At 71.6% G+C, this 26,262-nt stretch carries 2 protein-coding genes; one reads left to right on the top strand and one right to left on the bottom strand.

All coding sequences use genetic code 11. From position 1 onward, the window contains the following. On the top strand, positions 1-22,692 hold the full coding sequence (locus EER30_RS11920; protein WP_164842279.1) for a DUF8616 domain-containing protein: 22,692 nt from the start codon (positions 1-3) through the stop codon (positions 22,690-22,692). On the opposite strand, the gene EER30_RS11915 is transcribed toward EER30_RS11920, so the two are convergent. Next, complete coding sequence (locus tag EER30_RS11915; protein ID WP_240669966.1) at positions 22,680-26,132, bottom strand: PQQ-dependent sugar dehydrogenase; 3,453 nt, start codon at positions 26,130-26,132, stop codon at positions 22,680-22,682. The genes EER30_RS11920 and EER30_RS11915 overlap by 13 nt on opposite strands. Positions 26,133-26,262 lie beyond the last annotated feature (130 nt).

Here is a 26,262-nt window from a genome sequence, read left to right as displayed (position 1 = left end):
GTGCCTGACTTTCACATCCCGAACGACCCCGAATGGCAGTGGGTCTACGACCTCATCCTCTACGGCGTAGGTGAGGAGTTCCCCAAGGCGGACCCGACCGCGTTGCGGGAAATGGGCAACGACCTCTACGACTTCACGACCGCGCTGCTCAACACCGCGTCGGGCACGGCGGCGCTGGGCAACGGGGTGCACGGGTTCCAGGAGGGCCCGGCCGCCGACGCGTTCGAGAACTTCTACCGCGGCATCACCCAGAACGTCCCGGCCGGCGGCGACATCTCCAACGGTCTGGGCGGCGCCTCGTACGAGTTCGCGCTCAACTCCGAATCCACCCAGTACGGCATCGTCATCGCCGCCTTCACGCAGGTGGTCGAGATCGCGATCGCACTGGCGTCCGGCTTCGGGGCCCCCGCCGTCCCCGGCCTCATCAAGATCGGCCAGGAGATCGTCGGCGAGCTGGTCAACCTGTTGAAGGCCCGCCTGCGCCAAACCCTGATGCGCCTGGCCTGGGAAGCCTTCCAGGAGGGCCTGGAGGAGCTGTGGCAGAGCGCGGCCGGGCAGGTGACCCAGATCCTCGAAGGCAACCGCAAGGGCCTCGACTACAAGGACCTGGGCCTGTCCTTCGCCGGTGGCGTCTTCATCGGCGGCGGCGTGGGCGGCCTCCACGCGATCGGCGGCAAGCTCTTCCCGAACTTCACCAAGAACATCTGGGGCAAGGAAGGACTGGGCGCCGCAGGTGAGACCGGCTTCGAGGGCCTGTTCTCGCTGATGCTCGGCGGTGGCGGCTTCAACGGCCTGGCCACGATGTCGAGCTCCATCATCGGAGGCATGGCCCAGCACTGGGCGGACCAGATCGGCGGCGGCGCCGGAGCCGGGCACGGCGCCCCCCGCCCTCCGGCGGCACCACCGCCGCTGGAGTCAGCGGTCGGCCAGGGCCCACAGGTCACGCCACCGGGCGCCGGAGGGGCGCTTCCCCCGCCCAGCGGTGGTGCGGGCACTGGGGCGGGCTCGGGCACCGGAGCGGGAACGGGAACGGGAACGGGGACAGGAACAGGTCCCAAAACAGGGACAGGGGCAGGCGCAGGAACTGGGACAGGCGCAGGAACCGGGATCGGGACCGGCACGGGAACCGGAACCGGCAAAGGAACCGGCACGGGAACCGGGGCCGGCACAGGAACCGGGGCCGGCACAGGAACCGGGGCCGGCACAGGAACCGGGGCCGGCACAGGAACCGGAACCGGCACAGGAACCGGGACCGGAGCTGGAACCGGGACCGGAGCTGGAACCGGCACAGGAACCGGGACCGGGACCGGCACGGAACTCGGCACTCCGAACTCGGCTCAACCGCCCGCCGGCGAGAGCCCGCGCGGTCCAGGCAGCGGCAGCTCCGACAGCGCGCCCGCGGCCGGACCGGGTGGCCTCGGCCCGGGCGGCAGCGCCGTGCCCACCGTCGAGTCTCCCGTCAGCCCGACGCCACAAACCTCCGCGCCAGGACCGTCCGACACCCCGGCCGTGCAAACCCCCACCTCGGGAGCACCGGGGGCTGCACCCGACACCTCGACACCGGGAACGGACAGACCGGCATCGCCGACGACCGGCGGCCCAGCCTCTTCCCCCTCCCCCGGAACCGGAACCGGAACCGAAGCCGTTCCTGCGGCGCGGCCATCCAGCTCGGACAGTCCTGTCTCGACAGCCGAGGGTCTGCCCGGTCTCGAAACCCGAACGGTGCCCGCCACGGCTCCCCCCGTCGCCGTTCCGGCGGTCGCTGAGGTCTCCACCTCACCGGCAACGTCTGCCAGCAACCCCGCCACTACGAGCATCACCCCGACGACCATGCCCGCCGGCACGTCCAGCACGCCCGCAACTTCGCCCGCCAGCTCCGCGAGCACGTCTGCCGCTCCGGCTACCACCCCCACCAGTCGGCCCGTCACCTCGGCGAGCACCTCCACCGCCACCTCCACGAGCACCGCCGCGAGCACCGCCACGACGGGCCCCACCGCGCCGACGGCCGCTACTTCGACGAGGGGCACCGCCGCCACAACGGGCGAGTCCACCGACCCGGCGACGCTCCTCGAGGCCGTACCCCCGCCGGTCTCTCCGGAGTCGACCGGGATCACCACCGTCGACTCGCCCGTCACGCCCGTCACGCCCGTCGCGCCCGTCACGCCCGTCACGCTCGTCGTCGCCGAGCCGATGGCCGAGGAGCAGCTCACCGAGCAGGTCCAGGTCCCCTCGCACGCCCCGCAGGGCAAGAAGGACAAGGCCCCCCAGAAGACCCCAGCCTCGCAAAAAGCCCCGGCGCCGCAGAAGGCCTCGACCGCACAGAAGGCCTCGACGTCGCAGCGGGCCTCGGGGAGCAGCAACCCGGCCGGCCCCATCGCTCCCGGTGGTGGCAAGGACTTCCAGGAGGCGCTGCGGACCTACAGGTTCAAGCAGGTCGCCACCAGGCAGATCGGCGCGCTGTCTCCGCGTACGCCTGAGACCGCGGACAAGCCCGGCTATCTGGCCACCGTCCCCGCCACCGCCGACACCGATCTCGACGCGCTCATCGACCGCTACGTCGAGGCGTTCGAGAACGGCACCGCCGATGGACGCTTCGCGCTCGTCATCGGCGTCAACGGGTTCGAGAAGCCGGGCACCGAGCAGCGCGTCCGCGACGCCGTCGCCGCCATCACCGATCGGCCGCTGCCGTTCCCGGTCACCGTCACCGGGTTCACCTGGCAGAACTCGGCCATCAAGGACGGCCGGGGCCCCGACCAGCGCACCATCCCGTACGCCGCCATCCGCGAGACGATCGTGCGGCATCCCGACGCCGAGCAGGTCCTGAAAGACTTGGTCGACCAGGGCAACGGCACGCCGATGTTCATCCACACCGGTGACGCCGACGTGCAGGCGATGAACGGCGGCGAGCGGCCGCTGTTCAACCTGGCCGACACGATCATCACCGACAATCCGGACGCTCAGGTGATCAGCGGCGGCTACCGCTTCCCGGCCGGCACCGACGAGAACGCCGTGCTGGCGAACCAGCGCGACCAGGCGGTCCGCGACGGCATGGCCCTGGCCGATCCCCGCGCGGTCTACTATCCCGAGCCCAACACGCTGATCCGCGTCAACGACGCCATGCCACGGCTCGACAAGGAGATCACCTTCGGCGTACGTCCGAAGGACGGTAACGCACTCCAGTACACCTCGATGGAGGGTCGCGGCCTCACCGAGTCGGTGTTCAAGTCCCGCAAGGACTTCGCGAAGCCCGAGAAGATCGGCGTCTACCGGTCCGAACTGGCCGTCACCACCGAGAGCAACCGGCTCCTGCAGAACTACACGCCCGGTAACCCGGACGGCATTCCGCAGAGTCACGCGGACCGCAAGACCTGGCGCGATCAGGTCACCCGCTACCTGACCGAGAACCACCCCGACACGGATCTGTCCATCGTCGACAGTGCCGAGGCCATCGCCTTCAGGACGGTCGACCCGATCTCGGAGACCGACCTCAAGGCGGCCGAGGACAGGATCCAGGCGGTTCAGCCGAAGAAGGCGGCCCAGCACCTGTGGCGGCTCGCCGGTCGCACCCATCAGGCACTGAACGCCAACCCGCGCCCCGCTGCCGTGCAGTCCCCGTCGTCGGCACCGCCCACCAACGTGGTCACCGTCGTCGAGGCGCCGCCGGTCCAGGTCCCGCCGGCTACGGCGCGACCGGCCGACTGGCAGCAGGCGTACGACAGCGCCCCGCCGAGATTCCTGCGTACCGAACGTTTCGTCCCGTCGTCGCGCTTGCGGCTGGATCAGCCCGGCGGCAAGCTGCGCGGCGAGGTCACGACGATCGACTTCCAGGTCCGCGAATTCGTGACCTCCGACGGAACCAAGACCCGCGCGTACGACGTACACCTGGATCTGGTCTCTCGGAACGACGCCGTGTCCCCGGCCGACCGTGCCGCCTATGCGAACCGGGTGCGGCAGACGATCGAGACCGCGATCAACGGGCGCTACACGTTCGACGACGGCCACAAACTGCACGTCAATCTGAGCTTCGACACCCCGCCCTGGACGCCCGGGATGACGCGCGGCTGGCAGGACGACCCCGCCCGGAGGCCCCCGGTCGAGATGACCCTCGACCCCGACGCCGACATGCACCAGCATCAGTGGCGGGCCGACGACAACCCGGCGCTCGGCGTGCACGAGGTCATGCACTACCTCGGGCTCAAGGAGGGCTACGCCTCGCCCGAGCGGCTCTTCCGCTCCGAGGACCAGCCCGGCGTCATGGGCAACGACGCCATCGACCTCACCGACAACGACACCCGCCCCTACCTGAACCCGGCCGAGCTGAATCTGCTGGCCGAGATCGCCCCGCAGGCCGGCCCGATCCGCTCGGCCACCTCCGGTCCCGGCCCGGACCAGACGACCTCGCACGCCCCCAAAGCGCCCAGGGCCGGCGGCAGCAAGACCACGAACGCGACGAACACCCAGGGCGGCGCCGGCAGGACGGCGAACACGCCGAACACCCAGGGCGGCGGCAAGGAGTTCCGCGAGGCCCTGCGCAACTATCGGGTCCGGCCCGTCGCCACCCGCCAGATCGGCGCCCTGGCCGAGCGCACCCCCGGCACCCAGAACCTGCCCGGCTATGTCGCCACCGTCCCGGCCACGGTCGGCACCGACTTCGACGCTCTCATCGACCGCTACGTCGAGGGCTTCGACCCGGACACCGCCACCGGCCGGTTCGCGCTGGTCATCGGCGTCAACGGCTTCGACCGCGACGTCAGCGACCAGCAGATCGCCGACGCCGTCGCCCGCATCAAGCAGCGTGATCTGCCCTTCCCCGTCACCGTGGTCGGCTTCACCTGGCACAACTCGGCCATCGCGGCCGACGCCAGACCCGATCAGGCGACCATCCCGTACGCGGCCATCCGCGAGACGATCGTGCGGCATCCCGACGCCGAGCGCGCGCTGAAGGACGTCGTCGACGGCAGCTCGGGCGCGCCGGTCTTCCTGCACACCGGCGACGCGGACGTGCAGTCGATGACCTCGCTGTTCAACCTGACCGACGAGACCATCGCCGAGAACCCGACGGCACAACTGATCAGCGGCGGCTACCGGTTCCCGTCCGGCACGAATCCCACCGCGCGGCAGGCCGCCGAGCGCGACCTGGCCGTGCGCACGGCGCTGGCCGAGGTCGATCCGCGCACCGTCTACTACCCCGAGCCGAACACCCTGGTACGCATCGGCGACGGCATGACCCGCCTCGACAACGAGATCACGTTCGGCGTGCAGCCCGACCCGACGTCGTCGACGCGCAAATACACGTCGATGGAGGGCCGCGGCCTCGCCGAGTCGGTCCTGTCCACCCGCAAGCGTTTCAACGAGGGCAACCCGGCCGCGGCCGTGGTCTTCGACCAGAAGCTGGCTGTCACGACCGAGAGCGACCGCCTGCTCCAGAACTACGACGACGGCGAACCGGACTCGATCCCGCAGAGCCACGCCGACAAGCAGGTCTGGACCGGTCAGATCGACCGTTTCCTGCTGATGCGCTACGGCCGCGACTACAACCCGCGGTGGGCGCAGGCCCTGGCCGATTCCGCTTTCCGCAGCGTCGCCGAGCCGTCGCCCGAGCGGCAGACCGAGATCGAGACGATTTTCAAGGAGTTCCGGCAGAAGCACGGCAAGGCGGCGGCGATCGAGTGGAGCGCGCCCGCCCGGGTCACCCACGAGCAGTTGAAGGCCCACCCGTTCACCGCGGACGGCGTGCAGACGCCGTCGCCGGCCCCGACCACGCGCAGGGGAAGGGCGGTCGCCGCGCCGCCACCACCTCCCGCTCCCGTGACCCCGCCGGCCGGCCCGATCTCGATCAGTGGCGGCAACGACTTCAAGGACGCCCAGCGCAACTTCCGCATCCGCGAGATCGGCACCCGGCGGATCGGCAGCCTGCCGCCGCGCAACGCCGCGACCGAGGACAAGCCCAGCTATCTGGCGACGGTTCCGGCCACCGTGGACACCGACCTCGGGGAACTCATCGACCGCTACGCCGAGGCCTTCGAGAACAACCCCGCGGACGGGCGTTTCGCGCTGGTCATCGGCATCAACGGCTTCGACGGCCAGGTGAGCGACCAGGACATCCGCGCCGCCATCGGCCGCGTCCAGGACCGTCAACTGCCGTTCCCGGTCAGCATCGTCGGATTCACCTGGCACAACTCGGCCATCGGGATCGAGGGCCCCGACCAGCGAACCATCCCGTACGCGGCCATCCGCGAGACGATCGTGCGGCATCCCGGCACCGAGGCCGTGCTGAAGAGCCTGGTCGACCAGGGCGGCGAGGCGCCCGCGTTCATCCACACCGGCGACGCTGACGTGCAGTCCATGACCGGCCTGTTCGATCGCACCGACGCGATCATCCGGAACGACGACGATGAGACCATCCAACTGCTCAGCGGCGGCTACAGCTTCGACGCCAGGACCGACGCGACAGCGAACACGGCCAACCGGCGCGATCTCGCCGTCCGCGAGGCCATGGCCAAGGTCATCCCGCGCACGGTCTATCTGCCCGAGCCCAACACGCTGATCCGGGTCAGCAGCCCCATGACCCGCCTGCAGAACGAGATCACCTTCGGCGACCAGGCCGATCCCACCAGCCCGGCCCTCACCTACACGTCGAAGGAGGGGCGGGGGCTCTCCGAGTCGGTGATCTCCAGCCGCGGCTACAACGCCGACGCTCGCGGTGCCGTCGTCTTCGACCCGGGACTGGCCGTCACCACCGAGAGCAAACGCCTGCTCCAGAAATACAAGACGACCGAGCCGGACGCGATCCCGCAGAGCCACGCCGACAAGAAGGTGTGGCGCGAACAGGTCGATCGCTACCTGGTGAAGCAGCACCCGGGCGTCTATCGCAACGACTGGGCCCAGGCCCTGGCCGATCTCGCGTTCCGCAGCACCGACCCCCCGACCAAGCAGCGGCAGAAGCAGATCCTCGGCACCCTCAAGAACCTGCGGGACAGCGTCCCGGCCGCCGAGTCCGACCTGCTGACGAACCTCGCGCAGGACACCGACAAGGCCCTCAGATCCATCCCGTACGACGAGGAAGTGCAGACGCCGTCCCACGCGCCCGCAAAGAGACAGCCGGCCCCGGTCGACGCGCTGCGGGACGAGTGGCGCCGCCGCGCCCCGGACGACCAGTCGACGCTGACCACCCTGCTCGACGAATGGGCCGCCGCCGAGACCGCCGATCGCGAGAGCAAGGGCGGCATCGAGCAGGCCGACTTCGCCACCCGCACGATGGCGATCCGGGCGGCGATCGGCGACCCCACCGGCAACCCCGACAAGGAATGGCTGCTCAACGCGGTTCTGCGCGAGCAGTACGGCCACTCGTGGCAGAACACGCCCCGCATGAACGACGACGGCACGATCGACCGTCCCCGGCAGCGGGGAGCCGCCCGCGACCCCGAGGACGTCGACGCGCTGGTCGCCGCGGCTCGTCAGCGGCCCGCCGTCGCGCCGCATCCGGTCAAGCATCCGGCCGACGCGCACGTCATCCACGCCCACTTCTCGGGTGAGGCCCCCATCCACGCCGCGGCCATGCACCTCGCGGCCGGCCCGTCGAGCCTGGTGGTCGAGCACGACCTCACCTACTTCCTGGACGAGCGCCGGGCCCTGGAAAAGGCCGAGTCCGGCGTACGGAAACCGGCCGTTGACCTGATCGCGGAGGGGCAGACCAAGGCCGAGCGGCTGCGCGCGGACGTGCTGGCCATGGGGATCCCGCCCGAGCGGGTGACGCTGGAGGAGACGTTCGACACCGGCGGCACCGGCTGGAAGCGGGCCGTCAGCCGAACCCACGAGACGGTCGCGGACCGATTCCTGTCCGATGAGGACCGGGCACGGCAGACGTTGCGCGACAACGTGCTGAGCGACGTGCCGCGGGCCGCGGAGCTCACGGCTGCCCTGGACAAGCAGCTCGGCCTCGACCCGGAAAAGCCAGTCGTGCTGCTGTGGGTGCGCCGTTCCGGGCTGAACGCGGGTGGGGCGTACCCGGAGCTCGACATGTTCGACGGCATGCTGCGGCAGCTTTCCGACTACGCCCGGGACGACCTCGGCGCGCAGGTGGTGCTCGTCGGCGACGACCCGGGCACCGACTTCCGCGACCTGACCGACAAGAGCCTCGTGCAGTTCTGGAAGACGCTGCTCCCCGGCCGGCCGCCGCTGAATCGGGCCGAGCAGCTCTTCGTGCTCGACCAGCTCCACCAGCGGCACGACGCGGTCGCCATCGGCATGGAGAGCGGCGCGATCGAGATGCCCGCGCTGCTCGGCATGAAGACGGTCTATCTCGAGCACCGCGGGATGCGTACGGGCAAGGCCGAACGCTGGATGATGGTCTCCGGTGCCGCCGCCCAGGACCCGGCCGGGGGCGACGCCCAGGCCCAGCCGGGCCCGGTGAGCACCTGGCGGCGGCAGCAGTTCGAGGCGCCGACCGAGTGGCTGTTCCAGATCGACCGGATCAACCGGCTGCTCGCGGCCGACGCCCCGCCCGAGCGGCTGCGGCAGGCGATGTTCGACTGGATCGCCGTGCTGAACGAGTACGACGAGACGCGCTCGGCCTCGGTCGACGGCAGCCGGGACTGGATCGGCGCCGCCACCGGGCTGCGCGACCGGCTCACCGAGCTGAGCGAGAGCGACGACGCCGACCTGGTCGCCGAGGTCACCGACCTGATCGCCCACGTCACCGGGTCGGAGGGGCCGCTGCCCAGCCTGCCCGCCCACGCGGTCCCCGGCACGTACGGCCTGACCGGTTCGATCACGTTGTCGCCGGGTGAGCTGAACCGGCTGACCGCGCAGATCGGGGCGATGCGCGACGGCTCCGGGGCGGCCAAGCGCGACCTGAGCGCGATCCGCGACGAACTGGCCGCGACCCGGGCCGACCCGCCGGTGGAGTCGTACTTCCCGGCCCAGCCGATCGCCATGGCCGGCCTCGGCCTGTGGCCGGACGCCATCGACCTCGGTCAGCAGACAGCGGAGCTGGCCACCGCGCTGCGCGGACCGGAGCAGGCCTGGTCGAAAGTGCGGCTGGACCAGATGCACCGGATCAGCGCTCTCGTCGAGCGCGTCGACGACCTCGCAGTCCGGGCCGAGGCCGACCCGACCACGACCGACCTGTTCCGCGACGAGCTTCGCGAACTGCGGGACGACCTGCGCCGGCTCGACGAGACGATCCGTGACGGACTGACCGCGGCGGCCGAGACGCGGCTGGACCCGGCCAATCCGAGCTCCAAGGCGCCGCTCGCCGGGTTCCACGGGTCGCTGGTCCGCGCCCGCAACGACTACCTGAGCCGCACCCGGTTCGACAGCGGCACCAACGAACTGGACGAACGCCTCGCGCAGCTCGACGAGGCGGCGAAGAGGCAACCCGCACCGGCGGCCAAGGGCGGCAAGGGCGGCCGCGGCGCGAAACCGAAGACACGAACCGTCACGGTGGTCCCGCAGCGGGCCGAGGCGAACCCGCCGGTTCCGCCGCCGGCGGTGGTGACCGAGGTGACGACGACGCCTGACGGCCGCCCGCTGGCCGATGGCCGGCCGCTGCGGGTGCGACCGGCCCCGGACGGCCGCCCGGGCGTCACCCTCCTCTCCGACGCGGACCTGGCGACGATCGGCGGCCGCGACGTGCTGTCCGGCGACGGCCACGGCCCGGTCGTGATGGTGCACGGCGTCGGCGGCGACGGGCCGCCGCTCGTCCACGTCCCGCTCGAGGACGGTGGGACAGTCCTGCTCTCCCCCGAGCAGGTGGCCCTGCTCGTCGGACCCGGCGGCCCCACGATCACCCTGCTGGCCTGCTGGAACGGCGAGGTGTCAGCCGTCTTCGCCCAGCGCCTGGCCCAGGCCACGGGCCGCGACGTGCTGACCCCGGACGGCCACATCCGCGTCGGCGTCGAGTCCAGGCCGGGCGCCCCCGTCTCGGTCGACGGCCGGTCCTGGCAGCTCTTCACCGGCGACACCGCGCCCCGGGACGGCGAGCCCGGGGACGCCGAGCCGTGGGACGTCGTCAACGACGTGCGATCCTTCGAGGGCATCAAGGCCGAGGACGCCCCGGACGACCCCAGCGGCCTCACCCTGGCCCCCGTGCCGGCCACCCCGCAGCAGCTCGGCCAGTACGCCGACCGCCCCGAGCTGCTGTACGAGGTGGCCGGCGTCGACGACCTCGACAAGCTCGTGGCCGAGGTGACCAGGACCGTCACCGCCGAGGTCCGTACGCGGATCAAGCCGCACGTCGCCCGGATGACGCGCGGCGGCCGCGACGCGATCAAGGTCGACACCAGCGGGATCGAGAACGCGCTCCGCAACGACCCGCAGTCGTTCTTCGTCACCGGCGGCCGCACGTTCGACGTCAAGGACGGCAAGGGCCGCTGGCACAGCGTCGTCGTGCGGCCCACCCGGCTCCCCGGCGACGAGACGATCGTTGAGCTGGACAAGGCCAAGTACGACACCCGCAACGACGCCACCACCGCCGTCCGCGAGACCCAGACGGCCGGCGAGAGCCTCACCGTCGGCACCGGGTTCAGCCTCGGCGGACGCTTCGGTCCCGGCGGCGCGATCAGCGGCGAACTCGCCCTGGCCCAGGCGAGCGAGAACGTCGAGTCGAGTGCCACCGTCTTCGACTCGCACAACGTCCGCAGCGGCAAGGGGGTCGACCTCCTGCGCTCACCGGTGTCGTTCGCCGTCGCCGTGACCAAGCCGGGCCGGGCCCCCACCGCGTGGGCCGAGGGCATCACGGCCGACGTGTCCTTCTACGGCCTGCAGGACATCGCCTCGGCCACCGCCCGGGACGACGACTGGACGAACGGGCCCTTCGAGAGCGCCACGCTGGTCGAGAACGTCCATCCCGTACGCATCATGGACGCGAGCCTCGACTCGAGGACGATCACCTGGAACGAGGCCTCCGACCAGATCCTCGAGCAGTTGCGCGGGACGGGGGTCGTCGACGCCGGCAGCATCAGCCGCGAGCAGGTGCGGTCGTTGCTGACCGAGCAGAACATCCTCGGGCAGCTCATGCCGGCGATGGAGAGCCCGGCGCACTCACCGCTGATCCTGAGCCCGTCGCGCCGGCAGGCGGTCGGCCTGCGCATGACGGCCCAGGTCATGGGCGTACGACCGATCGCCGACGTCGCGAAGTCGTCGTTCCGGTGGCAGCCGGGCATCACCGACACCGGCCGGCAGCAGCACTCGAGCCAGGTCGGCGCGGGCGGCAGCATCGTACCGATCCGGTGGGGGTTCGGGCTGGCCTGGGTGCAGGCGCGCATCTCGGCCGGCTTCCGGCGCACCACCGCCACCTCGGCCCGGCAGAGCAGCACCACCCGCACCGGCACCGAGTTCAAGGACGTCCCGAACACGCTGACCGAGCTCAAGGTGAAGGTCACGATCGACCCGTCGGTGCGGCTCAACGCGCTGCGGCACCCGATGCGGCGCGATCCCGGCGCGGGCCCGGTCGAGGTGGAGCTGACCGTCCTGAGCCGGCTGCCCCAGGACAAACTGGCCGAGCTGCTGGGGACCGGTCCGGACCCGGCGGACGATCCGCCGGCGAAACCGGCGCCGCACTTCGCCAAGCACGGCGGGCATGCCATGCCGCTGGGCATGAGCAGGTTCCGCAACCTGATGACCAGCACCGACACCCTGGTGCGCCGGGTCGGCGGCGGGTTCCTGCCCCGGTTCCGTACGGACGGGGTCGTCCAGAAGATGGGCCTGGCCGCCTCCGCCGCCGAGCGGCAGCGCAACCAGGCCGAACTCGACCGCGTGCTGTCGGTGCCGGGTCTGCGGCAGAACTACAAGGCGCTGCTCAACGGCGGCACCACCGCGGTTCTCACCCGCACCGGGATGCTCCACGACCGGCACATGGTCGTGCACGTGGAGGCCGTGCACCCGGGCGACCTGCGCTACAAGGGCACGCAGACGGGGGTCGCGGTTCGCACGTTCCAGTCCTCGGGCGAGCAGGACGGGGTCTCGGCCGGCAGCCAGTGGCGGGCCGCGCTCGCCGCCGAGGGCGCCTACATCGCCCGGTTCCCCGGGGACAAGGTCAACGTCGGCGTCTCCGTCGGCGGCGGGATCGAGGCGAGCGCGCGCCGCGGCGTGGAGGGCGGCGTCGAGACCAGCGGGCAGGAGACCTCGCTGCACGGCGGCACGCCCGACTCCGAGGCGTACGAGGGCGACCTCGAACTGGTCGTGACGGTGTACACGTTCAAGACGGCCGTGGGCGTCGACCCCGGTTCGCGGATCAAGCTCGGCCGCACGGTGAAGGGCTCCGAGCACGCGCTCGGGACCGACTTCAAGCGCGACGCCGTGCAGGTGCGGGGCCGCGACGTGCCGCGCTACCGCCTCACCGACCGCAAACCGGTGCGGGTCCTCTACGCCAAGAGCGCCATCCCGGACAACGTGCTCGACACCCACCCGGTCGAGGTGGAGCCCAGGGGAAGCACCGGCCTCGCCCGTAAGACCCCGACCGACCTGACGACGCTGCGCAACTTCGTCGACGGTCCGGAGAGCGACGACGAGAAGACCATCACCGAATGGCAGTTCGTCGAGGCGATGCCCGGCTCGGCGACCGCTCTGGACCTGGCCCGGCAGGCCGCGCGGGACACCCAGAACTACGGCAATCGTCAGTCGGTGCGGCAGCTCGGCGGCCTGCGCGGCGACGAGTCGATGGCCGAGGGCATGCCGGTGTGGGCCGAGCTCACCGACCGTCTCACGATCGACCGGCAGAGCGCGAACCTGGACGCCATGACCGAGGCGCGGTGGAGCCCGGAAACGCTGACCACTATGGACAGCGGCGGCCGGCTCGACGTGGCCCTCGCGGCCCGCGTCGTCAACCCGCGCATCGTCGCCGAGCGGATCGAGACGACCAGCGAGAACGCCCCGGGCGGCGGCACCCAGGTGTCGGGATCGCGCACCCGCGAACGCCAGCTGCTGGCCCGCGTCGTCGGGGCCCTGTCGCTGCGTCAGCCGGGCACCCCGAAGGACGATTTCGGCGGTGGCGCCACGGCCCAGGCGGGTTACCAGCAGATCCTCCACTATCGCCTGAGCCGTAAGCGGGACAAGGTCGGCGGCTTCACCGAGCGCAACGTCAACAACCGCAAGGGCAAGGCCCGTACGTATCTGGTCGTCGCCGACCTCAAGCTCACCGCCGCGGCCGAGGTCGGCACGCCCGGCCGATACCTCAAGTCGCTGGTGCCCGGGCCGTTGCAGCCGGCCAAGTGGGAGCACCAGAAGTCGGTCCAGCACAACGCGGTGGTCCGCAACGGCGTCTACCTGCGCATCACCGAGGCTCAGGCGATCAAGGCGGGCCTGCTGAAGACCGAGGACGACGGCCGGCACGTGCCGCACGGTCCGCGTCCCCGGCCCGCCTTCACCGCCCAGGTGAAGTCGAGCGGCGTGAGCCTGCCGCCGGGCCGCTCCCCCGGCCAGGGTCTGCAGGTCTTCCGCGAGGTGCCGTCGCTCGTCAAGCCGGCCACCGAGGCCATCGAGAAGGCGATCGCCGACCATCCGGGCCGGCGCGAGTTACTGAAGCCGGTGCTCGACACCCTCAACGGCACCGGTCTGGCCGACCCGATGCTCAACCGCGACCGGATGCTGCAGATGCTCAGCCGCTCGGGCGTGAAACGGTCGTGGGGCAACCTGTTCGACGGCGGCGTCTCGCTCATCCACGCCGAGACCGGCAAGCTCACCCAGCACCTGTACGACGTACGCCTGGAAGCGACCCTCCAGGAGGAGATCGTCTTCGACGGCTTCCAGGCCGACCACGACGACGTCGACGTGCGCACGGTCGGCACCCGGGGGCAGGGCAAACTCGTCCGCACCGCGCGCGGCGGGCAGTTCTTCGCGAGCGCGGCCGGCACCGCCGTGATCAACCCCGACGGGAAGCAGGCCGCGATCGGCCCCGGGCACCAGTTCACGTCGTCGCACCTGGTCGCGCACTCGTCGGTCGTCGACACCGAGCAGCGCGAGACCAGCATCAGCTCGGCCCGCGGCGTCAAGGCGCGCATCGTGCTGCGGCCGACCTTCGAGATCAAGGTCTATCACCGGGGCAAAGCGGTTCCCGACGGCACGGTCACGTTCCAGGAGAACGTCACCGTCGACCGGTGGGCGGGCGACCTGCGCACGAACGCCACGCAGCACGCGCCCGCGGCGACGGACTCGGTCGGCGCCTACCGCCCGCACGCCACCGAGGGTGACGAGCCCGGCTGGGACCGGCGCAACGGCCTGCTCGTGCCCCCGCGGTTCGCGCCGGAGGACCTCGGTTCGGCCAAGGACCTGCAGGAGACCCTGGCCGGGATGCTCGACGGGGCCGCCAAACGTCTGCGTAAGCCCGGCTATCCCGGCGCCCACCAGGTGCGCTCCGGCCTCACCCCGGACGTGCTGCTGCCCAACGCCGCGCAGCTTCTGTCGAAGGAGATGCTCGACCTGCCCGGAGTGCCGGCCTCGGACGTACGGCTGCGCCGGTTGCTGCCGAAGATCGGGCTCACCCCCGTGGCGGCGCGGCTGGCCGGGCTGGACTCCACGGTCTACCGCGAGCACATCTCGCAGACCACGACCAGCGCGGGAGCGGCGCTCAGCCGGCAGAACGTCAACAGCCAGATGCCCCGGCTGCTGCTCGGCCGCGGCTACATGGGTGAGCCGTACGAGCCGCTGGAGACGACCGCGACCGGTCCGGCCAGCGGGGACACCGCCGCGCTGGCCACCGGGGAGGACAGCGGCGCCACCTCCTTCGGCAACCTCAAGCCCGAGAACACGTCGGTGCTCATCGAGTACGTGACCCAGCCAACGGTGTCGGGCACGTTCGGCGGTCACACGTCGACCGAGACCGGCAAAGAGGTGCGGCTGCTCGTGCGCGTCGGGCTGCCCGAGGCGCGCCGGATCCTGGGCATCGGCCACGGCGCGCCGGCCACGGCCACGCGGGACTTCGACGCGCTGGTCGCGGCCGAGAAGGACCTCAAGATCAAGGCGGACGCGTTCGTCGGGGCGGCCGACGCCGAGGCCGCGGCCCGATACGCGGCCCACGGCAGCGACGATCCTCGGGTCCGCGCGGACTGGGAGGCGAAGGTCACCGAGCGGAACACGCGCGAGGACGCGTTCTGGACGGCGCTGCGGCAGCATTACGCGAACCTCGACGACTTCCAGGCCACGTACGTCGCCATCGGTGACGACGTGCCCGACCCGCCGCTCGAGGTCGCGCCGAGACCGGTCCAGGCGGTGGCCCGTACGCCGGAAGGACAGTGGGAGGCGGACGGCGCACCGCTGAAGGTCCGGCCGGCCCCGGACGGCCGCGACGGCCTCACCCTGCTCTCCGACGCCGACCTGGCGACGATCGGCGGGCGCAGCGTGCTCTCGGGCGACGGCCGCGGCCCGGTCGTGATGGTGCACGGCGTCCCCGGCGACGGCGCGCCGCTTGTCCGCGTGCCGCTCAAGTACGGCGGCGACGCTCTGCTCACGCCGGAACAGCTCGCCGGGATGATCGACCCGGGCGACTCCACGGTCACCCTGCTGGCCTGCCACAACGGCGAAGTGTCGTCCACTTTCGCTCAGCGGCTGGCCGAGGCGAGCGGCCGCGACGTGCTCACCCCCGACGGCCACATCCGCGTCGGCGTCTCCTCGAAACCGGGCGCCCCCGTCTCGGTCGACGGCCGGTCCTGGCAACTGTTCACCAACGACGGCGAACCGTGGGACGTCGTCAACGACGAGGCCGAATTCGAGGGCATCAAGGCCGAGGACGCCCCCGAGGACACCTCCGGTCTGACCCTGGCTCCCGACCCGTTGCTGGGCATGATGGAACGCCTCAAGCCGCTGCAGGACCACGTTGCCGGCGGCGACCCGCGCCCGATCGACGTCGTCATCATGTCCGCGTCCGGGACGACGGACCGGGTCTGGGTCGAGGTGCGCCTGCCCGGACGCGCCGAACCCGTGACCTTCGGACCCGGGCCGAGCGCCCTGCTCGACCCGTCCGTGCGCGTCGCCGCAACCATGCGGATCAGCCCCGCACAACTCACCGACACCATCCTGTTCAGCCTCGAAGAAGCCGAACTCGCCGAACGCTCGATGCGCGAGGGCGACCCCGAGTTCGTCCGGCGGTTCGCCGAGACCGCGGTCGGTCACCGCATCATCGACCCCACGGCGGCCGGGAGCGTAAGCGAGTTCGCGGCGGCGATGGCCGAGCACTCGAGCCGCTCGTGGTCCGACGCGACCGCGCCGGACACGGTGCTCACCGAGCCGGACCGGGCCCGCCTCGCGGCCGCCTCGCCGCCGTCGGCCGGCGCCCTCGCCTGGGCGCGGCAGCAGGTGGCCATCGACCACCAGCGGCCCCTGGTCACCGGCTATCCGACCGAGGCCCAGACCGCCCAGCTGGCGATGCTGGAGTCCTTGGCCACGCTGATCGCGGCGCGCCACGACGAAGCCGGCGAGGAGTCGGCCCGAACGCTGTCCCGGGAGCTCGGGGAGACGTACGGGACGGCCCGCGACTTCACGCTCTTCACGCCCCCGCCGGCCGGGTTCGAGCTGGCCGGGAACGAATCCCGCCGGTGGGTGGAGGAGTTCATCGAGCTCGCCCGGCCGCTGCAGGAACACGCGACCCGCGAAGCCGACAACCCCGCGAAGGACATCGAGCTGGTGCTGCTGGCCGCGCCGATGCGTGTGCTGGCGACCGACACGGCGTTCAGCCCCGGCCACGCCGTGGTCGCGATCCGGCTCCCGGACGGCCGGCAGGTCGCGCTGGGCTTCTATCCCAAGGAGGGTCTGTTCGGGGCTCAGGGCCGGGTCAACGACGACAGCAAATACGTCACGGCGCCCCGCTCCCGGATCCTCGCCTCGTGGAACATCGACGCGAAACAACTCGCCGACGCGTACGTCTTCGCCACCGAGGGCACCGAAGCCGACTACCACCTGCTACGCACCAACTGCGTCGACTTCGCGACCCGGTTCGTCGGGAAGGCCCTCGGCGCGCCGGTCGTCGACTCGTCGGTCACCACGCCGAACGGGCTCATCGCCGCGCTCAGCGACCGGTCCGACCGGGAATGGGCTGACCACCGGGACGTACCGGGCCTGCACGCCGCGCACCAGGATCAGCTCGACGCGGCCGGCAAGCATCTCGAGCTGCTGGGGACGCGGACGAACGCGTACCAGGAGGCGATGGCGTGGGCCCGGTTCCGGGTCGCCGTCGACCATCAGCGGCCGCTGGTCACCCACGCCCCCACTCCCGGCGAACGGAACAAGCTCGCGGTCCTCGACGCGTTCACCACGATGCTCGCGGCCGAGATGCACCGCAACGGGGAACGGGCCGCCGCTTCGCTCTCCCTGGCGCTCGGTCAGGCGTACGGGACCCTGCGCGTGCCCGCCGACGCGACGACCGGCCCGCTGGCCGAGAGCCGCCCGGTGACGTCCCGCATCGAGCTGACCGGCGCGCCGCCGGAGGTACTGTTCGACGCCGACGCCGACTTCCCTGACTCGTTGCCGGAGCCGCCCGCCCAGACGGGTCCGCGGACGCCGGGTCGTCGTCCTTCACAGGTCGCCGCGCCGGTGCCGGCCGACGAGATCGCGGCGCTGCGTGACAGCGTTCCGAGTCGCGCGGCCGACGCCGTCTCGTTCGACGTCGTCGAGCTCGACCCCACCACCTCCGGCGTGCCCGACGTCGTGGCCGCCTCCTACCGGGAAGCCGGACTGCCCGTCCCGCAGACCGACCGGCCACGACCGCGGCTCACGGCCACCGAGGGCCGGGTCGCCTATGACCACCGGCTGCTCACCACCGCCGACGGCCGCACCGTGCAGGACTTCACCCTGCGCATCCACCTCGCCCCCCGAGGTCCCCAGGCCGCCGCGGGCGCCGAACAGGTCCGGCGGCGCGCGGTCGCCGCCGTCGACGACGCCTACAACCAGGGCTTCCGCATCGGCGACGACGAATTCCACGTCACCGTCGAGTTCACCGACGACCCCGCCACCGCACACACGACCATCGCCCTGGTCGGCACCGACACTCCGGCCACGCAGAGCCAGTGGTCCACCCACAGCCGCGACGTGACTCTCGCTCACGAGATCGGGCACTACCTCGGCCTCGCCGACGAATACGTCGACCAGCGGCGGGTCCTTCGCCACCGCGGTGCCACCGACAACTCGCTGATGGGCACCGTCGAGGCCGAGCACGACCCGCAGCTGCTCGACCGGCACGTCGACCGCATCGCCGCCGCCCGTGAGGGCGCCCTCCAGCCCGAGCGCCGGCCCGATTCCGGCCCACCGGCCCGCGTCTACGACGACGCCACGCCCAAGCCTCGGCGACGACTGGACAACGGCGTCTGGTACTTCGCGCCGCCCACCGGGGCCGAGGACTTCGAGCGGGCCGCCGCCTCGATCACGGTGCCGGAGGGCACGGTCGTCATCGCGGCGGCGCTGCCCCCGGGCCCGTCGCTGCGGCTCGTGTCGGAGACCGAGCCGGACGGCACGGTCAACGCCGTGACCACGATCGAGCAGCTCGCCGGCGGCGCCGACACGGTGGTGCTCTACCTTCACGACGCGGACGTGGACCGTGGCACCGCGTTCGCCACCGAACTGCGCGGAGTGCTCGACAGCCACGTGACGCGGCTCGCGCACCGGCGCACCGACGTGCCCGACGCGCACGCGCCGGACGAGCCCGGGCGCATGCCGGCCGGCCTGGTCGTCTCGGCGACCGCGGAACCCTGGGCCTGGCCCCTGAACGTCGCCCTGCCGACCAGTCCCCGGCCCGCCCGCTGGCTGGTCTCGCTGCCCGGCACCGACCGCGTCTTCGGCCCGGTCGGCGACCTGGACCTCGCCGTCCGCCAGGTGCGGGGCACGCTGCCCGAGCTCGACGTGCCGTCGGCCCTGCGGCACCGGCTGGCCGGCGGGCTGCCCCCGCGCGGCATCACCGACGACGACCTCGCCGAGCTCACCCTGCGCGAGATCCCGGCACTCCCGGCCTACTCGGCCGACGAACCCGGCGGTCCTCTTGGCGAGACGCTGCTGGTGCCGGTCGACCCGGCCGCGACCCCGGCCCAGCGCCTGGTCACGCTGCGGCGCTGGGCGCGGCTCGGCACGGTGCGGGTCTGGCCGGGCCCCGACGTCAACACGGTCCGCGTCCGCCTGGCCGAACCCGTCCGCGGGGGCGTGCTGCGGCTGCCCGAGTTGGCCGTGCTCGCCATGCCGGCCCAGGACTTCCTGTCCCCGGACGGACGGCCCGTCCCGCAGGATCTGTGGGTCAACGGGTACCGGGACGGCCTGCTCGTGGCCACGATGATGCCGGCCGAGTGGCGACCGTATCTGCGCGACCGCCTCCCGGACGGGCTGGGCACGCGGCTCGTCGTCGAACGTCCGGTCTTCGACGAGTCGGAGACGCTCATCCGCTCGCCCGAGGGCGACCGCTTCCTCACCGCCGAGGAGTACGCGGCGCTGCTCCCCCGGTCGTCCGCCGCCGCCCGGCCCGTCGTGCTGATGATCCCCGACGATCACCCCGACTGGTCGTACCGCAAGTTCCTCTTCGGGCTCAGCCGGCACGCCGTCGTGATCAGCCCGAGGTACGGCAGCTCACCGCCGGGTCAGGTGCCGCGCGGCGCACGATCGGTGCGGTGGGACGCGACGACGTACGCGGACCGGCTGGTGACGCTCTCGAAGTGGAACCTGCGCGAGATCCTCCTCGGGATCAGCGGCCCGGACGGCCAGGTCGCGCCCTCGTTCGGCCCACGCCACGCGGTGGTCGCCCTGTCCGAGGGCACCACGCCGGAACCGGCGCTGAACGGACTGGCCCGCGAGGCCTTCGAGGACGCCGCGTTGCCGGCCGACCGAGCGCCGCAAACGGTCACCCTGCCGGTGCGGGCCGGAGCCACGGCGGAGTCGATCCGGGACTGGCTGGCCGGCTCGGAGATCGCGGTGGTACGACGCGACGAGTCCGGCGCGCGGATCACCGTCGCCGCGCGTTACGTCCGCTCGGTCGGCTACGGGCCGGCCGACTTCGTGCTGGTCGACGCGGCGGCGCTGGACGCGCATCGCTTCACCGTGGTGCCGGAGGACGACGAGTTCCACGCCGTCGCCGATCCGGCCGCCGCTCGCACGGTCGCCCTGCCGCCCGCGACGGAGCCGCCCGCGCCGTCCTATTCGCAGTCCGATCCGGCACCGGCGTATCCCGTGGTCGCTCGTACGCCGGAAGGGCAGTGGACGGCGGGCGGCGTACCGCTGAAGGTCGGGCCGGCCCCTGACGGCCGTGACGGCGTCACCCTGCTCTCCGACGAGGACCTAGCGACGATCGGCGATCGCAGCGTGCTGTCCGGCGACGGCCGCGGCCCAGTCGTGCTGGTGCACGGCGTGCCCGACGGCGGCCCGCCTCTCGTCCGTGTCCCCCTCGAAGACGGTGGGACCGTCTCGCTCTCCGCCGAGCAGGTGGCGCGGATGCTCGACCCCGGCGACTCGACGATCACGCTGCTGGCGTGTCACAACGGCGAGGTCTCGTCCACCTTCGCCCAGCAGCTCGCCGAGGCCACCGGGCGCGACGTGCTCACCCCCGACGGCCACATCCGCGTCGGCGTTGCCTCCAAGCCGGGCGCCCCCGTCTCGGTCGACGGCCGGTCGTGGCAACTGTTCACCAACGACGGCGAACCCTGGGACGTCGTCAACGACGAGGTCGAATTCGAGGGCATCAAGGCCGAGGACGCCCCCGAGGACACCTCCGGCCTGACCCTGGCTCCCGACCCACTGCTGGGCATGATGGAACGGCTCAAGCCGCTGCAGGACCACGTTGCCGGCGGCGATCCACGCCCGATCGACGTCGTCATCATGTCCGCGTCCGGGGCGACCGACCGGGTCTGGGTCGAGGTGCGGCTGCCCGGCCGGGCCGAACCGGTGACGTTCGGGCCGGGACCGAGCGCCCTGCTCGACCCGTCCGTGCGGGTCGCCGCGACCATGCAGGTCAGCCCCTCGCAGCTCACCGACGCGATCCTGTTCAGCCTGGAAGAGGCCGAGCTCGCGGACCGCTCGATGCGCGAGGGCGACCCGGAATTCGTCCGGCGGTTCGCCAAGGCGGCCGTGGGTCACCGCATCACCGACGCCCCGATGACCGCTACGGTGAGCGAGTTCGCCGCCGCGATGGCCCAACACTCGAGCCGCTCCTGGTCCGATGCGTCCGATCCGGAGACGCGTCTGAACGACACGGATCAGATCCGGGTCGCCTCGTCACCCTCCCCTGCGGCCCTCGCCTGGGCACGGCAGCAGGTGGCCATCGACCACCAACGACCCCTGGTCACCGGCTATCCGACCGACGTTCAGAACGCGCAGCTGGCGATGCTGGAATCCCTGGCCACGCTGATCGCGGTTCGCCACGACGAAGCCGGCGAGGAAGCGGCTCGTTCGCTGTCGCGGGAGCTCGGGGCGACGTACGGGACCGGCCGTGACTTCACGCTGTTCACGCCGCCGGTCACCGAGTTCGTCGTGCCCGGGAACGACTCGCGTCAGTGGGTGGAGGAGTTCATCGACCTCGCCCGCCCGCTGCAGGAACATGCGACCCGCGAAGCCGACAACCCCGCCCAGGACATCGAAGTCGTCCTGCTGGCGGCGCCGCTGCGGGTCATGGCCACCGACGCCGCGTTCAGCCCCGGGCACGCCGTGGTGGCCATCCGGCTCCCCGACGGCCAGCAGGTCGCGCTGGGCTTCTACCCGAAGGACGGGTTGTTCGGGGCTCAGGGCCGGGTCAACGACGACAGCAAATACGTCACGGCGCCGCGCTCACGGATCCTCGCCTCCTGGAACATCGACGCCAAACAGCTCGCCGACGCGTACGTCTTCGCCACCGAAGGAACCGAGGCCGACTACCACCTGCTGCGCACCAACTGCGTCGACTTCGCGACCCGGTTCGTCGGAAAAGCCCTCGGCGCACCGGTCGTCGATTCAGCGGTCACCACGCCGAACGGGCTCATCGCGGCGCTGGGCGACCGATCCGCCCACGACTGGGCCGATCGTCAGGACGTACCGGGCCTTCTCGCCGCGCACCGCGACCAGCTCACGGACGCCGAGAAGCATCTCGAACTCCTCGGAACTCAGACCAGTGCGCACAAAGAGGCGATGGCGTGGGCCCGGTTCCGGGTCGCCGTCGACCACCAACGGCCCCTGGTCACCCACGGCCCCACTCCCGGGCAGCGGAACCAGTTCGCGGTCCTCGACGGGATCACCGCCATGATCGCCGCCGAGTACGACCGCAACGGGGAACGGGCTGCCGCTTCGCTGTCGCTGGCGCTCGGTCAGTCGTACGGGAGCCTGCGCGTGCCCGCCGAGGCTACGACCGGGCCGCTGGCCGAGAGCCGCCCGGTGGCGTCGCGCATCGAGCCGGCCGACGCGCCGCCGGAGGTACTGTTCGATGCCGACGCCGACGGGCCGCCGCAGCGCGTCGCCAAGGTCTTCGACGCCTACGATCCGGGCACCGGCGGCCAGTTCGACGTGGACCATCCGACCCTGCACTCCGGTGACGAGCTCAGGCGCGTGCTCGGCTACCTGTCCGGCGGCACCCCGGTGGAGAGCACCGACGAGCGCGAGCCCGACATCTACGACCCGGAGGGCGACCCGGTCGTGCCGCTCGGCTTGCGCACCGACGGCACGTGGGTCTGGTCCGACGCGACCGCGTACTACCTGGCCACGTACGGTCTGAGCCCGGACCCGGAGCTGCTCGCCCACATTCGGGCCAACGGTTACGAGGCGTAGATCGAGAACTTCGCGGTCCACCGGGAGGCCGTGCCGAACGAGGACGGCCAGGTGCCGAACGTGCGCGGCTGGCTCCAGGCGCCCTGGTTGGCGGCACCCGTCGTGTAGCTCATGTTGTTGTCGCCGTTGGTGTTGTAGACGAGCCAGTAGGCGGTGTTCGGCGCCAGGGTCGCGGTGATCGGGCGGCTGTTCCACGCGTTGGCGGTCAGCGTGCCGGTCGAGCTCGACGCCACCAGCGTGCCCGGCGAGCCGGAGACGTCGGTGTAGATCGCCACCTGGTACTGGTTGGCCGGCGCGGCCCGCACCGTCTTGAGGTAGACCGACATCTGGCCGACCGTGTGCCCGGTGGCGCCGGTGACGAACCGCGAGCCGTTCATGTAGTTCATCTCGGCGTAGTCGACCGAGCCGCCCACCTGGTCGTAGCCGAACCGGGGCGCGTTCGGGCTGGTCGTGGTGAACGAGAACTGGTGGTTGGCCGCGAGCGCGTTGCCCGCCGCGTCGGTCACGCCCGTCTTGACGGTCACCGTGTACGGCGTCGAGGCGGCCAGCGCCGCGGACGGCGTGATCGTGGCCGCCTGAGCGACCTGGTCGTAGGTGACGGTGCGGTTGACCAGCGTGCTGCCGGGCCCGCGCAGTTCGAGGTTGGCCGCCGTGATCGTGCTCGCCGTCATGTCCTCGCTGAACCGTACGGTGATCGGCGTGTTCACGGCCACGCCGGTGGTGCCGCCGGCCGGGCTGGTCGAGCTGACCGTCGGCGCGGTGGTGTCCGTACCGGTGGTCGCGTAGATCGAGTATTTCGCGTTCCACCGGCTCGAGGTTCCGAACGGCGTCGGCCACGTGCCGAACGCGGTCGTTCCGCTCCACGCGCCCTGGTTCGAGGCCCCGGCGTCGTAGCTCATGTTGTTGTCGCCGTTGGTGTTGTACATCAGCCAGTACGGGGTGTTCGCCGCCAGCGACGCGTTGATCGGCCGGGTGTTCCACGAGTTCGCCGTCAGCGTGCCCGAACTGCTGGTGGCCACCCGGGCGCCGGGCGAGCCGTTCGCGTCGGCGTAGACGGCGAGCTGGTACTGGTTGTTCGGCGCCGCCTGCACGCCCTTCAGGTAGACCGACATGGACGTGACCGTCGCCGGGTCGGTGCCGGTCGTGAACCGCGAGCCGTTCATGTGGTTCTGGTCGCCGACGTCGAGCGTCGCGCCGATCTGCGGGTAGCCGATCTGCTGCGGCGCCGGCGTGGGCACATAGTTCGCGGTGTACGTGGCCGACGTCGTCGGTGCGGTGATGACGTGGGTCTGCGCCCCGCCGTCGGACCAGAACGCGAACGTCGACGACCCCTGCGGGGACGGCGCGGACACCGAGTTGTCCGAGCCTTCGATGACCGTACGGGAGAAGGGGGTTGTGCCTGTGCCGGAGCCGACCGCGAGCTGGAGGCCGGAGGGCACGGAGTTGAACGTCAGGTCGACCGTCCTCGGGTCGAGCCGGCGCGTCACCGTGTGCGACAGGCCCTCCTGGTCGGTGGCGACGAGCTTGAGCTCCAGATAGGACGGATAGTCGTGATCAGGCGCCGTGAACGAGCCGGAGGCCGCGCCGGTCCAACTGCGGATGGCGTGCTCGTGGCAGCTCTCCGGCGACGAGCAGTGGTGCATGATCAGGTCCCAGTTGAGCCGGGACGCGGGCAGGTTGCCCTGCTGCGGGTCGGTGGCGTGGCCGGTGAAGGCGAGCGTCTGACCGACCCCCCAGCTGGTGCCCACCGTCGGCGTGTCGATCACGGCGGTCGGCGAGTCGTTGCCCGGCGTGATCGTGATCGTGCTGGTGTGGGTCGCGTTCAGCGTGTCGGTGACCGTCAGCCGCGCGGTGTAGTTGCCGGACGTCGTGTACGTGAACGACGCCGTCGGCGCGGTGGAGTCGGTCGTCCCGTCGCCGGTGAAGTCCCAGGCGTACCGCAGACGACCGTCGTCGGCCGGGTCGGGGTCGGTCGAACCGGTGCCGTTGAAGTTCACGGTCAGCGGCGCCGGGCCCTGCGTGGGCGACGCGTCGATGACCGCGGTCGGCGGCTGGTTGCCCGGGAAGTAGCGCACCCGCCGGATCGTGCCGCCCAGGTCGGCGTAGTAGAGCTCCCCGCCGGGACCGACCTCGAGGTCGACCGGGGCGGCGGCGTCCGAGACGAACGTCCGCAGGTTGGTCGCGCTGGGCAGGCCGCCGGGGGTGGACGGCAGCGACGCCCAGATGCAGCGGCGCGAGTAGTCGGCGAAGAAGACCGCCCCGTTGTACGCCGCGGGGTAGGGCCCGCCGGCCGTCGGGTAGAACGCCACCCCGGTCGACGACGAGCTGCCGGTCGGGCAGGCCTCGTTCGCGATGAGCTTGCTCGCGTGGTTCCAGGCCACGAACGGCGCGGTGTGCGTGCCCGCCGGCGCGGTGTAGAGGGCCTCGCAGATCGGCAGGTTGGCGCTGTCATAACCGGACTGCCGGGCGTTGCCCTCCCAGCACGGCCAGCCGAAGTTCGTCACGCCCGCGGTCGGGTTGACCACCCGGTTGACCTCCTCCCAGGTGGTCCAGCCGGTGTCGGAGATCCAGGTCTCGTTGGTGCCCGGCCGCATCGTGATCCGGTACGGGTTCCGCAGGCCGTTCGCGACGATCCGGCGGGTGTCGAGGTCGGCCGAGCCGATGTTCGGGTTGCCGGGCGCGGCCGCGCCGGTGGCCGGGTCGAGCCGCAGCAGCGTGCCGTCGAGCTGTGTCTCGTCGCCGGTCGTGCGAATGTCCTGCGACCGCAGCGCGCCGCCCTCGTTGGCCGGGTCGGAGCACGGGTTGGTCGGCGCGCCCGTGGGGAACTGGCCGTAGTCGACCGCGTTGAAGCTCGCACCGTCACCGGCGGCGACGTAGAGCATGCCGTCCGCGCCGAACGTGATGTCGCCGATGGAGTGGCTCGGGAACTGCTGGCACCAGTCGTGCAGCAGCACCTGCTCGCTGCCGGTCATCGTGTCGCCGCCGGCCTGCAGACGCGAGAGCCGGCCGGTGACCACGCAACGGCCGTCGTTGCCGTTGGCGCAGACGTCGTTCCACACCGGAGCAGTCTGGCCGGGCGGGGCGTCGTAGGTGTAAAGGACGTAGACGTACGGGTTGGTGGGGAAATTCGGCGGCAGGCTCAGGCCGAGCAGACCGCGGTCCCACTGGTTGTGCACGTTGACCGACAGGTCGGCGAACAGCGTCGGGGTGGTGTCGGCGAGGTCGTCGAAGACCTTGATCCGGCCGCCCTTCTCGGCGACGAAGATACGCCCGTCCGGGGAGAACTCCAGATCGACGGGCGAGCTGAGACCGCTGAAGACCACCTGTTCCTGGAAGCCGGTCGGTAACGCGACCGCCGTCGCGGGCGGCGAGCCGACGAACGAGAGTGTCGCGAACACGGTCGCCAACGCGAGGAACCCACCGAGCGCACGCCGGAACATCGGCATTCCTCCCCCGTACGGCAGTGACGGTCATCACTGGCCTAGATCGGCGAAGCGTAACCAGTCGCGGACGCTGCGAGGTGTCGGCCAACCGTCTCGACGATGCTGATCGATCGGCGGTGGTGATCTA

It is taken from the genome of Actinoplanes solisilvae, from assembly GCF_003999975.1.
GTDB classification, from domain to species: Bacteria; Actinomycetota; Actinomycetes; order Mycobacteriales; family Micromonosporaceae; genus Actinoplanes; species Actinoplanes solisilvae.
Note: the sequence above shows the minus strand (reverse complement) of the source record. Positions and strands in the feature narration are given on the sequence as shown.